The organism is Jeotgalicoccus coquinae (assembly GCF_014207425.1).
GTDB lineage: Bacteria > Bacillota > Bacilli > Staphylococcales > Salinicoccaceae > Jeotgalicoccus > Jeotgalicoccus coquinae.
The window spans coordinates 191460-206303 of sequence record NZ_JACHFF010000002.1; the positions used below are offsets into that span (position 1 = coordinate 191460).

Genomic DNA, 14844 nt, shown 5'->3' on the forward strand with positions numbered 1-14844 from the left:
AGCTATCCCTCACTTAAAATATTAACAGCGTAAAGTATAATCCGAGCAGTGTCATAATAAGCACCGGCGGAGTAATCAGTATGCCGATTTTAAAATACGTGCCCCACGATATCTTCATATCTTTTTTAGCGAGCACATGCAGCCACAGCAGCGTTGCCAATGAGCCGATAGGCGTTATTTTCGGTCCGAGATCCGAACCAATAACATTCGCATATATTAATCCTTCTTTAATAACATCCTGAGCACCTGTTTCGCTGATTGCTATCGCGTTAATCATTACTGTCGGCATGTTATTCATAATCGATGACAGAATAGCTGCAATTGCACCCATGCCCATTACTGTTGCGAGTAAACCGTACTCCGTAATGTTAACGATGACGTCTGCCAGTATATCTGTCAGCCCTGCGTTACGCAGCCCGAATACAACGACATACATTCCGATAGAGAATACAACAATATTCCACGGTGCACCTTTAATTACACGTGAAACACTGACTGCTTCCGATTTACGCGATGTAACGAGAAAGACAAGTGCAATAGCTCCCGCGATAAACGACACTGGCACAGCTATAAATTCACTCGCAAGATAACCAATCAGAAGCATGATAAGTATTACCCACGAGAATTTGAACATTTTTTCATCTTTCACAGCTTCGTACGGTTCTTTTAAGCTGCTGTCATCAAACGTTTCAGGAATAGATTTTCTGAAAAACAGCCACAATACGAGAATACTCGAAATCAGTGAAAAGATATTAGGTATTATCATATGCAGAAAGTATTCTATAAATCCGATATTAAAGTAATCCGCCGACACGATGTTCACCAGGTTGCTGACAATTAGCGGCAGGGAAGTCGTATCCGCTATAAATCCGCTGGCAATAACGAATGGAAAGATTACTTTCTCTTTCATATTTAAGTTGCGGACCATGGCCAGTACAATGGGCGTCAGAATTAATGCTGCACCGTCATTGGCAAAGAATGCTGCTACGACAGAGCCGAGCAGTGCGATGTAGATAAACATCTTCAGTCCGCTTCCGTTTGAAGCTTTCACCATGTGTCTTGCCGACCATTCAAAGAATCCTATCTCATCGAGAATTAATGAAATTAAAATTACCGCAACAAAAGTAAGAGTCGCATTCCAGACTATCCCTGTCACTTCGAGAATGTCTCCGAACGAGACCACACCTGTAATTACAGCGAGAAGGGCACCGGCCATTGCAGTAATACCAATATCCAGTCCTTTCGGCTGCCAGATTACAAAAATTAAAGTTATGATAAAAATACTAATCGCTAAAATCGTCATCAGCAGACACCTTTTTTCATCGTTTTGCATGCACAGTCCGCATGTGCTGCATTGGTAAGCTGCACACGGTCGGAAACGCCATTCAGCATTTCGTGATTGAGTTTATACATCACTTTATTGCCGTCTTTTCTCTTCGTTACAAAGCCGCTGTCCACCAGTATTTTCATATGGTGGCTGAGCGTCGGCTGTGAAAATTCAAAGTGTTCCAGCAGATCGCATCCGCATAGTTCTTCACACGAGAGTAAATCAAGAATTTCCAGGCGGCTGGAATCTGCTATTATTTTAAGCATTGATGCTGTTTCTTCGTAATTCATATGTATACCTCCATAATCTTTATATAGGCTATCATCTATATAGATAATTGTCTATATAATTTTATACAAATAAAGCTGTCCGGGACTGCCGGACAGCTCTTATATTTTGTTTATTTTTTAAACAGCTCTTTTTCATTCCATTTGCCAAACTTATAGTACAGATAGGCAAACACACTGCTGATAATAAAACTGACGCCCATTCCCATACCGACACCGATTTCCCCGAAGTACGAAGCAAACAGTCCCGATAACGGATAGCGCAGTATCCAAAAGGAGATGATATTCAGAATAAGCACCTGATACATCGCTCCGGAAGCTCTGACGATACCATTCAGTACGAAGTTCAGACCTAAAAACGGGTAGCACAGTGCCACTATCCTTAAGTAATTCGTCCCGAATTCTACAGCATCCGCATCCTGAATAAACATTCTGATTCCCGCTTCTGCAAAGATAATTACAACAACAGCCACACTCAGCATTAAACCGAAGTTATATAACGCAGCATAACGTGCAATCTGCTTCACACGCGACCATTGCCGTATACCAATGTTCTGTCCGGCCATAGCATTAACTGCCGTACCAAGCGCCATGGCAGGGAGCATAATTAAACTGTCGAGACGCTGTGCAGCACTGAATCCCGCCACACTGTCTGCACCAAACTGAGTCACCACACTCAAAATCGCTGCGATACCCGCATGAATAACACCCATCTGGAGTCCTGCCGGAATTCCAAGTTTTAGTATGAGACCCACTTCATATCGTGCAGGCAGTGTCGGCATTTTGAACGGCACCAGTTTACGTTTAACCGCCAGGTACACACTGTACAGAAATGCAATTGCCTGAGAGCCCACTGTAGCCATCGCTGCACCTTCGATACCGAGATCAAGCACAATCATAAACACCGGTGCAAGAATCGCATTAAGTATCACTGCTATAAAGACGATTCTAAGTGGTGTCTTACTGTCGCCAAGTGCTCTGAACACAGTATTGATGAAGTTGTAGCCAAACAGGAAAAACATCCCGAGAAGACTTATTTGGAGATATGACGCAGCCATATCCAAAATCGCTTCCGGTGTGCCAATAACTTCAAGCAGACTTTCTGCGAATATATAACCGATTACGGCAAAAACTGCTGACATCAAAGTCATAATAACGATAAAGGCATTTAAATAACGCTTCAGACCTTCTTCGTCTTTCCGTCCATGCTGCTGCGATAAAATCGTCAGCGCCGCATTATTCAATCCGAGAATGAACGACAGTATCGTGACGAGAATCGTCGTCGCAACCGCAACTGCACCCAGCGCTTCTGCACCGAGAACATTCCCGACCCACAGACTGTCGACAATCTGAAATGATGTCTGCAGCAGATTCGCCAGCATGATAGGCGCTGAAAATATAATCAGCGGCTTTAATATCGGACCGGAAGTAAAATCATTTTTCGTACTTTTCATTTTTTTCACCTGCTGATATGTAATTACTATAAAACACAATCTTAATATTATAAGATGAAGCTGCACAAAAAGCTAAGTATTGGTTCATATGTGCACCAGACAGGGTATATAAGCAATAACGATAACGAACGGAGGAAACATCTGTGAAGCGGGTTGGGTGGATAGTGATATTTCTGCTGGGATTAATTGCCGGATTCCTTATTTCAGGTTTTTTCGGTAATATATTTATATAGACAAGAAAAAACCGGACAACCACGTGTCCGGTCCTTTCGTTATTCTATCGGTTCGCTTCGAATATGGAATCTGACACCTCTCGGGCCCTCAACGCTGAACATACCGCCGATGCCTTTTACAACATCCAGCGTAATCTGCGTATGCTTCCAGTATTCATACTGCTTATGATTCATATAAAATGGTACACCTTCAATTTCACCGAGCTGCACATCGACATCTCCGATAATCATCATGCCTTCTTTCAGGCACATTGGACTGGAGCCGTCACAGCATCCCCCTGATTGATGAAATATTAAATCCCCATGTTCCTCTTTTAATTCTTTAATAAGTGATCTGGCCTGATCAGTCGCATAGACTTGTTCAAGTACTGCCAATTAGAAAAATCCTTTAGGTGACTCGCTGTAGCTTACCAGCAGGTTTTTCGTCTGCTGATAATGCGCAAGCATCATCTTATGGTTCTCTCGGCCAATACCACTCATCTTATAACCGCCGAATGCTGCGTGAGCAGGATAGTCATGGTATGTGTTAACCCATACACGTCCTGCCTGAATCGCACGTCCTAAGCGGTATGCTCTGTTCTGGCTGCGTGTCCATACACCTGCACCAAGTCCGTATAATGTATCGTTGGCAATTTCAATCGCTTCATCATCATCTTTGTACGTTGCCACCGCTAATACCGGTCCAAAAATTTCTTCCTGGAAAATACGCATCTTGTTGTTTCCTTTAAAGATTGTCGGCTCGACATAATATCCGTTCGCAATATCACCGTCTACTGATTTTATGTTTCCGCCTGTAAGCAGTTCAGCGCCTTCTTTTTTACCAATATCAAGATATGATGCGATTTTTTCCTGCTGTTCATTTGAAGTCTGGGCACCCATCATCGTGTTTGGATCAAGAGGATTGCCCACTTTAATCTGCTCAACACGTTTAATGACGCGCTCCATGAACTCATCAAAGATGTCTTCATGCACAAGTGCACGTGACGGACATGTACATACTTCCCCCTGGTTCAGTGCAAACATTACAAGTCCTTCAATTGCTTTGTCTAAATACTCATCATCTGCATCCATAACATCTTTCGCGAAAATGTTCGGTGATTTACCGCCAAGTTCAAGCGTTACAGGAATAAGGTTCTGACTCGCATTCTGCATGATGATACGTCCTGTAGTCGTTTCACCCGTAAAGGCAATCTTGTTAATATCAGTGTGCGTCGCCAGTGACTGTCCGGCTTCTGAGCCGAATCCGTTCACGATGTTTAACACACCTTCAGGCAGCAGGTCACCGATTAGTTCTGCGAGATGCAGAATTGTTGTCGGCGTTTGTTCTGCCGGTTTTAAGACGATAGAGTTACCCGCTGCGAGTGCAGGCGCAATTTTCCATGTCGCCATAAGCAGCGGGAAGTTCCATGGAATAATCTGACCGACGACTCCAAGCGGTTCATGATAGTGATACGCTACAGTATCGTTATCAATCTGGGAGATTCCGCCTTCCTGTCCGCGGATAACACCTGCGAAGTATCTGAAATGGTCGACCACCAGCGGCAGGTCTGCATTCAGTGTTTCACGCACTGCTTTTCCATTCTCAAATGTCTCAAGCACTGCAAGCTCCTCAAGATGCTCTTCTACACGGTCTGCAATTTTCAACAGGATATTGCTTCGCTCTGTAACAGATGTCAATCCCCATGACTTCTGTGCTTCACGTGCTGCCGCAACTGCTTTATCCACATCCGCCTGTTTTGAACGCGGTACTTTTGAAACGATTTCGCCGGTTACCGGCGATTCATTTTCAAAGTACTCGCCGTCTGCAGGCGGTGTCCATTTACCGCCGATGTAGTTTTCGTACTGTGATTTAATTTTGTACTTGGCGCCTTCTTTGTTCGGAAATTCAAATACCATTTTATTTCCCCCTTGTTTTGCTTGTTGATACTTTCATTCTACCTAATTCCGCATCTAAATGTAAAGGCTTTCAATTTACAGATAATTTAAAATCAAAAAAATTAAAGACGGGTATTTTCAGGCACCCGCCTTTAATTTACTTAACTATCATTACCGGAATACCAGCTCTTTTCGCCACTTTATGGCTTACACTGCCCATCATCATTCCCTGTAATGAATTCAATCCTCTATTGCCCAGCACTATAACGTCGTAATCACCGCTGTTCGAGACTTTAACGACCGTTTCATCCGGAATCCCGCGTTCGAAAATAACGTTATGACGGACGTTATTCGATTCGTATAAATCAATTATTCCGGACAATTTATCTTTTTGTTCATGAATCATATCTCCGCCATGAAGCACTGCATCTTTTGACTTTTCTATTTGAATTACATTCAGTATTGTTACCGTTGTATCTTTACTGATAAAATTCAGCGTTTCTTCAGCTGCTCTGTAACTGTTGTCCGAGCCGTCTGCTGCAAGCAGTACTGATTTATACATCGAAACTCCTCCTTATTTTACGTTAAATGTTGTTCATTCAGCTGGCTGAGTTCTTTAACAATTTTTCTGCTGTCTGCATTTAACTGATCAACGTATACCGTGTTTCCTTTATCTTCAAACTTTCTCACCATCGTATCTATTGCATTCACTGCGGAATCATCCCACAGATGAGCCTTCGAGAAATCGAGCAGAATATCTTTATCGTATGGTTTGAAATCAAGCTGTTCAATCATCGTATCAATTGAAGCGAAGAATACCTGTCCTTCAAAGTGGAAGACATAATGAGTTTCTGTCAGTTCCGATATTACTTTAACTTTTGAAATTTTTGTAGCAAAGAATATTGCACTGAAGAATACTCCCGCGACAACCCCGACTGCAAGGTTATTTGTAACGAGAATAATCGCAACAGTAATCAGCATAACGAAAGCATCTGTACGCGGTGCTTTCTGCATATACCTGAATGTTTTCCAGTCGAAGGTGCTGATTGTCACGACAATCATAATACCTGCCAGTATCGGCATCGGTATCTGCACTACAAAATCTCCCAAAACGATAATCATCAGCATTAAGACGAATCCTGCTGTAAACGTCGACAGCCTTGTTGTCGCACCGGATTTGACGTTAATTACGGACTGGCCGATCATTGCACAGCCGCCCATACCGCCGAAGAGTCCTGTAATGAAGTTTGCGATACCCTGACCGCGTGATTCTTTGTTTTTACTGCTGTATGTGTCTGTTGCATTATCGACAATTCTTGCCGTCAGCAAGCTCTCCACGAGTCCGACAATTGCCATTGATAATGAGAAGGGGAAGATAATTTTTAATGTTTCAAGTGTAAACGGCACATCAGGAATGATAAACGAAGGCAATGACTTTTCGATTGCTCCAAGATCTCCAACCGTACGCACTTCTGCGCCGAGGAATATATAACAAGCTGTTAAGACAACAATTGCGATAAGCGGTGCCGGCAGTTTTGTAAAAAACTTCGGCAATAAGTAAAGTATAATGAGCGTTACTGCTACATAAATATAAGTATCGAATGAAATACCGAAAATATGCTGCAGCTGTGCCATAAATATCATAATTGCGAGCGCGTTAACAAAACCGATCATTACCGAGTTCGGAATAAACTTTAACAGTTTCCCTACTTTTAAAATCCCGAGAATAATCTGGATAATTCCCATAAGTATCGTTGCTGCGAATAAATATTCCACACCGTACTCTCTGACGAGCGGAACAACCAGCAGCGCAACAGCACCTGTTGCAGCTGAAATCATTGCAGGTCTGCCACCTACTATAGAAATAATTACCGCAATCAGAAACGATGCGTACAGACCGACCATCGGGTCAACACCGGCAATAATAGAGAACGCAATAGCTTCCGGAATCAGTGCAAGCGCTACGACGATCCCGGCCATAATATTAGTGCCGGGCGCTGTTAACCATTCTCTTTTAAATTTTTCTATCATCTTTTCTCTCCTAAAATTAATTACTTACTCTAAGTATATCAGATGAAATATATGTAAATATTCATAAAATAACCGGATAAAATAGCATACATGTTAATTTTCATATAAAATGGTTATTAAGATTGTAATTTAAATGGAATATACGGGAGGGATAATATGAAAGCTGAACTGACAAAGTTTAAAGTAAAAGAAGGCAAAAGTCATGTAGTCGATGAGTGGATTGAATACATGCGCGATAATATGGACGATGTGCTTTTAAACCTTGAAGGTGAAAAAATGTATGTCGAAACAATTTTTCGCGAAGTCTTTATGGATGTTGAGTATTTATACTGGTACAGTATTCAGAGCGCCGACACCAGTGAAAAGATTGATGATACACACCTGGATGAAAAACATCTTGAATACATGAATGAATGCATAGATAAAACGTTCCGTCCTGCTGATATGGCGGCAGAAGTGGTAATGCTTCCGGAGCACTTAAGACAGCTGATCAGATAAATTTTTACTCACCGATTATATTGGTGAGTATTTTTTTCGATTTCTATAAAATTACCTGTCTCGTTTTTTTAATCTGAATATACATATCTCATTGTTTTCCTATATAATGGATGCAGAATATAGTTTTTTTAATATATAAAAGTGAGGACGTAATTATGAGAAAATTGGCAGATTTGTTATTAAAACGCAGCCTGCTGTTCATAGTTTTAATATTTACAGTGTCGATTGTCGGCGTGTATACTTTTTTAACTATCGATCAGCGTGAAATTCCGGAAACAGAAGTGAATTTAATTAACGTTATCACTGCCTGGCCGGGGGCAAATAAAGATGACATCGAAGAAAGTGTAACAAATATTTTAGAAACTGAAATGTTCAGTATCGAAGGTATTGAAGATGTATCATCCGTATCGGAAGATAACGTTTCAGTCATTACACTTTCTCTCAGTGACGGCAGTACTCCCGATAATGTGCTGAATGATGTCAACAACCTGGTTCAGAGCATCAGCGGTGATCTGCCGGAAAATGCTGCCCAGCCTGAAGTTGAGTCCATCACAAACGCGTTCCCGCTATTAAGCTATCAGATACATAGTGATTCCTTTGAAGATTTGGAAGCAGTCAGAGGAGACGTTGAAAGCTTAAAACAGGAAATTATACAGATGAACGGTGTCGACAGCGTAAGTATAAAAGGTTACCGCGACTCCAAATACGAAATTCAGCTGGACTGGGACGCTCTGGCAGAAGAACAGCTGAATCCAAATGAGATTATGAATGAAATCGACTTATCTCTGAACCCTGTCGTACTTGGCCAGGAGATCGAGGATGATGAGATTATACGTCTCGCATTTGAAGATGCCACTGCTCTCGATACACTCGGGCAGGTACGTGTCGGCGAAAACAAAGTACCGCTGGCGGATGTTGCAAGCATCGAAGCTGTTGAAAGCACACCGGATGATATCGTTCAGTACAACGGCAGCGATGCAATATCATTCACAGTTTTCCTGTCAAGCGGGGAAGATGTTCCTTCGGTATCCGAGAATATCGAAGCTGCAGTAAACGACGGCTTTGACAATATGCCTGACAATGTCACAGTCGATAACATTTCATCGGAAAGAGAAAACGTCGAAGATATATTTGTCGGCTTATACACATCTCTTCTGATTGCAGTTATCGCAGTAATTATCGGTACTTCAATCGGTCTGTCACTGTTCGGTTCGATTACAGTAATGGTAACGGTACTGATTTCAATATTTATCGGATTTATCCCTATACCGTTAATCGGTGTTGATTTAAACCAGATTTCTGTGATTGGTTTAATTATTGCACTCGGTATACTCGTCGATGACTCGATAGTCGTCAACGATAATATCGAACGCAGGTTTACGCTCGGAGATAGTAAAAGCGACGCGATTTATAACGGTGTGAAAGAAGTTGCACCATCAGTTATTGCATCAACAGCAGCAATCGTCTTTACATTCTCACCGCTCCTTTTCTTATCGGGTGCAAACGGCGACTTTATTAAAGCACTGCCAAGTATTTTAATTTCCACAATGATTGTTTCAACAGTACTTGCACTGACATTTATTCCTGCAATGCGCCAGGTCATTTTTGTCAGAAAAGTACCTGAACACCCGGGAATTCTAGGTAAAGCATTCGCATGGGGCGGTAAAGTTTATGCGGATAAAGTACTTCCTAAAGTATTAAAACGTCCTTTACTGACGTTCCTTGCGATACTTATTGTAACGCTGCTGTCAGTCGGACTTGTACGTTTCACACCGTTCGAGTTCTTCCCGGAAGCAGACCGTTCGGAAGTTACAATTGATTTAATCTACGATGAAGGACAGACAATTGAGAAGACACACGCAGATACACAGGAAATTCTTGATCACCTGCTTTCGGAAATGGACCATGTCGAAGGTTCATCAATCTTTACAGGTGACGGGCTTCCGAACTTGTTCGGGGCTTCTTTAGATCAATCCGGTGAAAACACTGCACAGATTGCGCTTCAAATTGATAAAGAAAAAATGAGCGCATCAGCAACTATTGATGAATACGAAGAACCGTTAAGAGAATCATTCCCTGAAGCTAAAATATTTATGAATACAATTATCCAGGGTCCTCCGGCGAGCGCACCAATTACAGTCGAGTTCTTTGAAAATGATCTTGAAACGCTCCGTACTGAAACAACTGCACTTACTGAGAAACTTGAGGAATCCGGAGATATCATTACTTCCAGTATCGGTGTGCCTGTGAACACACTTCAGTACAGCATTGATTACGAGGCTTTAGAAGAAAATGATATTTCTGTATCACAGGTTAAAAATGAACTGAACATGATTTCAGAAGGTATTCCGATGCAGGAAATTATTGAAGACGGCAGCAGTAAAGAGCTGTCACTGAAATATTCAGATGAGTTTACGCTTGAGAACGTCGATATTGTAAACATCGAAGACGGCCGTCCGGAAATGTATCCGTTAAGCGACTTCGTAACAGTATCAGAGACCGAAGATACGCCTGCCATTCAACATAAGAACGGGGAAAGAACTGCTGAACTTCAAGTGTATGCAGCTGATGAAGCAGCAACTGAATCGCTGATTAATGAGTTCAACGAAGAACTTGAAGGCAGCACTGAAATGATTGTCGGCGGAGAATCTTCTGATCAGACAGACTTCTTTGTTGAAATCGGTATTCTGTTCTCAGTTATACTGATTCTGGTTTACCTTGTTATCGCATTTGAATTTAACTCACTTATTCTGCCGCTGATTATTGTCTTCAGCATCTTCCTCGCAATAAGCGGGGGGATTATCGGACTGTTCGTGACACAGACGCCGATCAGTTTCCTCGGTATAATGGGGATGGTTTCACTGACAGGTATCGTCGTCAGAAACGCGATTGTTCTGATAGACTTTATCGAAATGCGCAGAAAAGACGGCAGCGTGGACGACATATATACAGCGATCTATGAAAGTGGACGCGCAAGATTCAAACCGATTATTTTAACAACTGTAACGAGTATACTTGCATTAATTCCTGTTGCTTTCAGCGGTGATGTTCTATTTGAACCACTTGCTGTAACAGTGATTGCCGGTCTTGCATTCTCGACACTTCTGTCGATGGTTGCAACACCTGCCCTGTATTACTTCTACTACAAGTTCAGATACGGAAATAAGAAATAATATCGAGTAAAAAGGACTTCCCATATGGGAAGTCCTTTTTTTATTTACCGGCTGCAAGATAGGGGAAGAATCCTTCTAAAAATGTTTCTGTTATTTATAGTACTCAATCTGCAGCTGTTTTACCTGCTGCGACAATTCTTCATCAGGCCCGTCGACTTCTGTATCATTAATGACTTCCTCAATACTCAGACCTTTCAGCGCACCGTGTTCTGTAAAACCCAGTTCTCTTTGCCATTCTTTTAGCTGTGCTGACGAGCTCACGTAAACAATGCGGCCAAGTCCTGCCAGTGCATGTGCCGATGAGCACATTGAGCAGTGTTCACCTGACGTATAGACTACAGCATTTTTGCGTTCTGCAGCCGATAAATTCTCGGCTGCCCATTTCGCAATGGCATATTCCGGATGTTTTGTCTGATCACCGTCTGCATCTCGGTTATGGTCTTCAAATAGTATGTCTCCTTCTTTTGACACGAGCAGTGAACCAAAAGGTGAATTACCTGTCTCAAGGGCCTTCTGTGCGAGTTTCACACTGCGTTTTAAGTATTTTTTATCGTCCTCAGTAATCATTAAATGACCTCCTGATATTATTTTTTGATGCTTTGAATAACGCCTGCCATTTCAATTGCCGCAGCAGCCGCTTCTGCACCCTTATTACCGACTTTCGCACCTGCACGGTCGATTGCCTGCTCGATATTCTCCGTCGTTATAACGCCAAAAATAACGGGTACTCCTGTAGACAGTCCTGCATGGCTTATACCTTTTGCAGCCTCGCTGCAAACATAATCATAGTGCGTTGTGCTGCCGCGGATAACACATCCGAGCGTTATAACGCTGTCGTATTTACCCGTTTCAGCCAGTGTTTTTGCAGTCAGCGGCAGTTCGAATGCCCCCGGTACATATACTGAATCGATATTCTCATCTTTTACACCGTGCTTCAGCAATGTTTTATGTGCACCTTCTAAAAGACGGCTCGTTATAAAATCATTAAATTCTGCAGTCACAATCGCTATCTTTAAGTTTTCACCGTTCATTGATTTATTTAATTCGTTCATTATTATTTCCTCCTATAACAGATGTCCCATTTTTTCTTTTTTAGTTTTTAAATAATCCTTATTGTAAATATTCGCAGTAACGATATGTTCTCTGGAGTGCACTGTAATGCCCTCATCTTCGAGACCTTTTATCTTCTTCGGGTTATTGCTTAAGAGCGTCACTTCATTGACGTTTAACTGTTTCAGCATATCGGCTGCCTCTTCATATGTGCGGAGATCCGCATCGAAACCGAGGTGTTCATTTGCACTGACTGTATCGTAGCCCTGTTCAATCAGTTCGTAGGCTTTTAATTTATTCGTCAGACCGATACCGCGGCCTTCCTGACGCATATACAGAATGATGCCGTCTTCCTCGCTCATAATCTCCATTGCCTTATCCAGCTGGTCACCGCAATCGCAGCGTGCGCTCTTAAATACATCACCTGTCAGACATTCAGAATGAATACGTACGTTCATATGCGGTTTAATATCTCCGTGTACGAGAGCAAGGTGCTCTTTGCCTTCACGGTCAACGAAGTCATACATTTTAAAATGTCCGAACTTTGTAGGCAGGCTGATTGTGCTCGCCAGTAATACAGTCTGCTTTTGCAGCATGTATTCTTTTAATGCTTCAATCGTAATCATTTTTAAACCGTGCTTTTCTTTATAAAACTGCAGGTCATCGACACGCGCCATCGTACCGTCATCATTCATAATTTCACAGATGACTCCTGCTGGTTTTGCTCCTGTCAGTTTCGCAAGATCCACTGCAGCTTCTGTATGACCCTGACGTTCTATAACGCCGCCGTCTTTAGCGATTAAGGGAAATACATGTCCCGGACGGTTAAAACTTTCATGTGAAACATTACTGTCAGTAAGAGCAGTTATTGTGTCGTAACGTTCAAACGCACTGATGCCCGTCGTTGAAGTCACATGGTCTATCGAAATAGTAAATGCCGTCTGATATTCGTCACTGTTATGTTCAGTCATCGGAATGAGGCCAGCTTTTTCAGCAATCGCTTTTGAGACCGGTGTGCAGATCAGACCTCTCGCATGCGTTGCCATAAAATTAATTGCTTCTGCATCGATAAACTCCGTTATACCGACAAGATCTCCTTCGTTTTCTCTGTCTTCATCGTCGACAACGATAATCAGTTTTCCCTCTTTTAAATCTTTTAAGGCACTGTCAATTGAATCAAACATGTCTGCCACCTGCTTTCTCAAAATTAAGCAGATGATCGATATGCTTAATCATCATATCCGCTTCAATATTTACAATATCTCCTGCAGATTTTTTCGAAATCGTCGTCTTCGCTTGAGTTTCCGGGATAATGTTCAATATAAAAGTATTCTCTTCCGGTTTGATATCAAATAACGTTAAACTGATGCCGTCTATTGTGACAGAACCTTTTAAGATCATATATTTCATCAATGCCCGGCTGCATTTTACCGATAGTACCAATGCATCGCCGTCATTATAAATGTTTTCAATCAGTCCCATACCGTCAACATGGCCCGACACTATGTGCCCGCCTAGGCGCTGGTCCAGTCTCATCGCTCGTTCCAGGTTAAGTATATCGCCTTTTTGAACGTCATATAACGACGTTACACTGCTTGTTTCATTAACGATTTCAACGCAAAATGAGCGCTCCTGAAGCTTTGTAATGGTTAAGCATGCACCGTTAACTGCGACAGAGTCACCTATATTTAAATCGTCAAAAAGAGTGTTTTTTATTTCCATTTCAGTTAATGCAGATGTTTTATTAATAGAGAGTACTGGTGAAGTTTGTTCGATTAATCCTGTAAACATGCTGGAGTCCTCCTGTAAGTAAGTTTGATGTCCGACTCGAGCTTTTCAACATGATGTAATATCAAATCCAGCTGACCGGAAGGGTCACCTTGATGGAGCTGATATTCAGAATAACCAAATATTTTCGGGGCAATGTAAATGATGAGGTCATCGAATAATTTTTCGTTTAAAAATTGAGTGTGGATGGACGAACCGCCTTCCACTAAAAGTGATGCAATATTTTCTTCATATAATATATGAAGTATTTCAGTTAAATTATAATTTCCAAAGAAGATTTTTGCACTGTCCTTAAACTGTACATTCTCTTCGTTACTAGTAAATATAATAGGCTTATGCGGATGATCGAATATATTCATATCCTCGCGCAGTGTCTGAGAACCGAGCAGAATAACCGGCACCGGGTGTTTATCGTTTTCAGATAAACGGGTCGTTAAGCGTGGGTCATCATTTAACAATGTATGGGCACCAATCAGTATACCGTCGTGATGCTGCCTTAAATTGTGCACGTCACGCCGCGATTCATCGTTGCTGACCCAGTGGCTGTCACCATTCTTATGTGCAATTTTACCGTCGAGGCTCATCGCACTCTTTAATGTAATGAACGGACGCTTATTTGCGAGTTGAATATTAAACGGACGGTACATTTCATCCACCTCAGTATTATTAAGATGAATCGTTTCAATACCATGACTGTTTAATACCTTCAGTCCGTCTACTTTATCATTCGTATCCCGGTACGCGTAGTATACGCGTTTAATACCCGCTTCAATAAGCGCATCGGTGCATGGCAGGGTTTTGCCATGATGAGAGCACGGTTCAAGTGTAACGTAGATGTCCGAACCAGCTGCGGATTCACTGCAGCTGTTCAATGCTGCACGCTCCGCATGAAGCTCTCCTGCTTTTAAATGCGCGCCGTAGCCGATGACCCTGCCGTCTTTAACGATAACAGCACCTACCGGCGGATTCATTGCCGTTTGACCGGCTGCCATATTGGCCATGTTAACAGCCATATTCATATATGTGTTCAAGTTTTTACCTCCTGAATAAAAAAATAGCACCGTCGAATAAACTTATCCGACGGCGCTAAAAAAATGTATGCTGAATTAACACAGTGTTTCACACAAT

General features: G+C 42.1%; 14 protein-coding genes. 2 read left to right on the forward strand and 12 right to left on the reverse strand.

Annotated elements, in window-relative coordinates; translation table 11 throughout:
- Positions 1-13 precede the first annotated feature (13 nt).
- The 7 genes from arsB to HNR41_RS07550 all read right to left on the reverse strand — a co-directional run bounded on the left by arsB (position 14) and on the right by HNR41_RS07550 (position 7207).
- On the reverse strand, positions 14-1303 hold the full coding sequence (arsB, locus tag HNR41_RS07520) for an arsenite efflux transporter membrane subunit ArsB (RefSeq protein ID WP_229714980.1): 1290 nt from the start codon (positions 1301-1303) through the stop codon (positions 14-16).
- Positions 1303-1617 (reverse strand): ArsR/SmtB family transcription factor, encoded by a 315-nt coding sequence (locus HNR41_RS07525; protein WP_184283309.1) that lies wholly within the window; start codon positions 1615-1617, stop codon positions 1303-1305. Before HNR41_RS07525 ends, arsB begins: the two co-directional genes overlap by 1 nt.
- Before the next feature lie 110 nt (positions 1618-1727).
- Positions 1728-3098, reverse strand: coding sequence for an MATE family efflux transporter (locus tag HNR41_RS07530; protein ID WP_268234287.1), 1371 nt, complete (start codon positions 3096-3098; stop codon positions 1728-1730).
- A 242-nt stretch (positions 3099-3340) separates the two neighbouring features.
- On the reverse strand, positions 3341-3676 hold the full coding sequence (locus HNR41_RS07535; RefSeq protein ID WP_184283313.1) for a DUF779 domain-containing protein: 336 nt from the start codon (positions 3674-3676) through the stop codon (positions 3341-3343).
- Positions 3677-5197, reverse strand: a complete 1521-nt coding sequence (exaC, locus tag HNR41_RS07540) for an acetaldehyde dehydrogenase ExaC (RefSeq protein WP_184283315.1) — start codon at positions 5195-5197, stop codon at positions 3677-3679. It abuts the gene before it with no gap.
- Positions 5198-5333: 136 nt separating this feature from the next.
- Positions 5334-5738: a universal stress protein gene (locus HNR41_RS07545; protein ID WP_184283317.1), complete on the reverse strand. Its 405-nt coding sequence runs from the start codon at positions 5736-5738 to the stop codon at positions 5334-5336.
- Positions 5739-5755: 17 nt separating this feature from the next.
- A complete protein-coding gene (locus HNR41_RS07550) occupies positions 5756-7207 on the reverse strand; it encodes a SulP family inorganic anion transporter (RefSeq protein ID WP_184283319.1) in 1452 nt (483 codons plus the stop codon).
- Between the two features lie 156 nt (positions 7208-7363).
- On the opposite strand from HNR41_RS07550, the gene HNR41_RS07555 reads away from it, so the two are divergent.
- On the forward strand, positions 7364-7705 hold the full coding sequence (locus HNR41_RS07555; RefSeq protein WP_184283321.1) for a DUF6176 family protein: 342 nt from the start codon (positions 7364-7366) through the stop codon (positions 7703-7705).
- Positions 7706-7860: 155 nt separating this feature from the next.
- Complete coding sequence (locus HNR41_RS07560; RefSeq protein WP_184283323.1) at positions 7861-10878, forward strand: efflux RND transporter permease subunit; 3018 nt, start codon at positions 7861-7863, stop codon at positions 10876-10878.
- Between the two features lie 90 nt (positions 10879-10968).
- Here the strand turns inward: HNR41_RS07560 and HNR41_RS07565 are convergent, their stop codons facing one another.
- The 5 genes from HNR41_RS07565 to ribD are packed head-to-tail and all read right to left on the reverse strand — an operon-like array spanning position 10969 to position 14747.
- On the reverse strand, positions 10969-11445 hold the full coding sequence (locus tag HNR41_RS07565) for a nucleoside deaminase (RefSeq protein WP_184283325.1): 477 nt from the start codon (positions 11443-11445) through the stop codon (positions 10969-10971).
- Positions 11446-11462: 17 nt separating this feature from the next.
- On the reverse strand, positions 11463-11930 hold the full coding sequence (gene ribH / locus HNR41_RS07570) for a 6,7-dimethyl-8-ribityllumazine synthase (RefSeq protein WP_184283327.1): 468 nt from the start codon (positions 11928-11930) through the stop codon (positions 11463-11465).
- A 12-nt stretch (positions 11931-11942) separates the two neighbouring features.
- A complete protein-coding gene (gene ribB, locus HNR41_RS07575; protein WP_184283329.1) occupies positions 11943-13112 on the reverse strand; it encodes a 3,4-dihydroxy-2-butanone-4-phosphate synthase in 1170 nt (389 codons plus the stop codon).
- Entirely contained in the window at positions 13105-13719 is a 615-nt protein-coding gene (locus HNR41_RS07580; RefSeq protein WP_184283331.1) for a riboflavin synthase, read from the reverse strand. The genes ribB and HNR41_RS07580 overlap by 8 nt, the downstream gene beginning before the upstream one ends.
- Positions 13704-14747 carry a bifunctional diaminohydroxyphosphoribosylaminopyrimidine deaminase/5-amino-6-(5-phosphoribosylamino)uracil reductase RibD gene (gene ribD, locus HNR41_RS07585; RefSeq protein WP_229714963.1) on the reverse strand — a complete coding sequence of 348 codons (1044 nt, stop codon included), beginning with the start codon at positions 14745-14747 and terminating at the stop codon, positions 13704-13706. The genes HNR41_RS07580 and ribD overlap by 16 nt, the downstream gene beginning before the upstream one ends.
- Positions 14748-14844 lie beyond the last annotated feature (97 nt).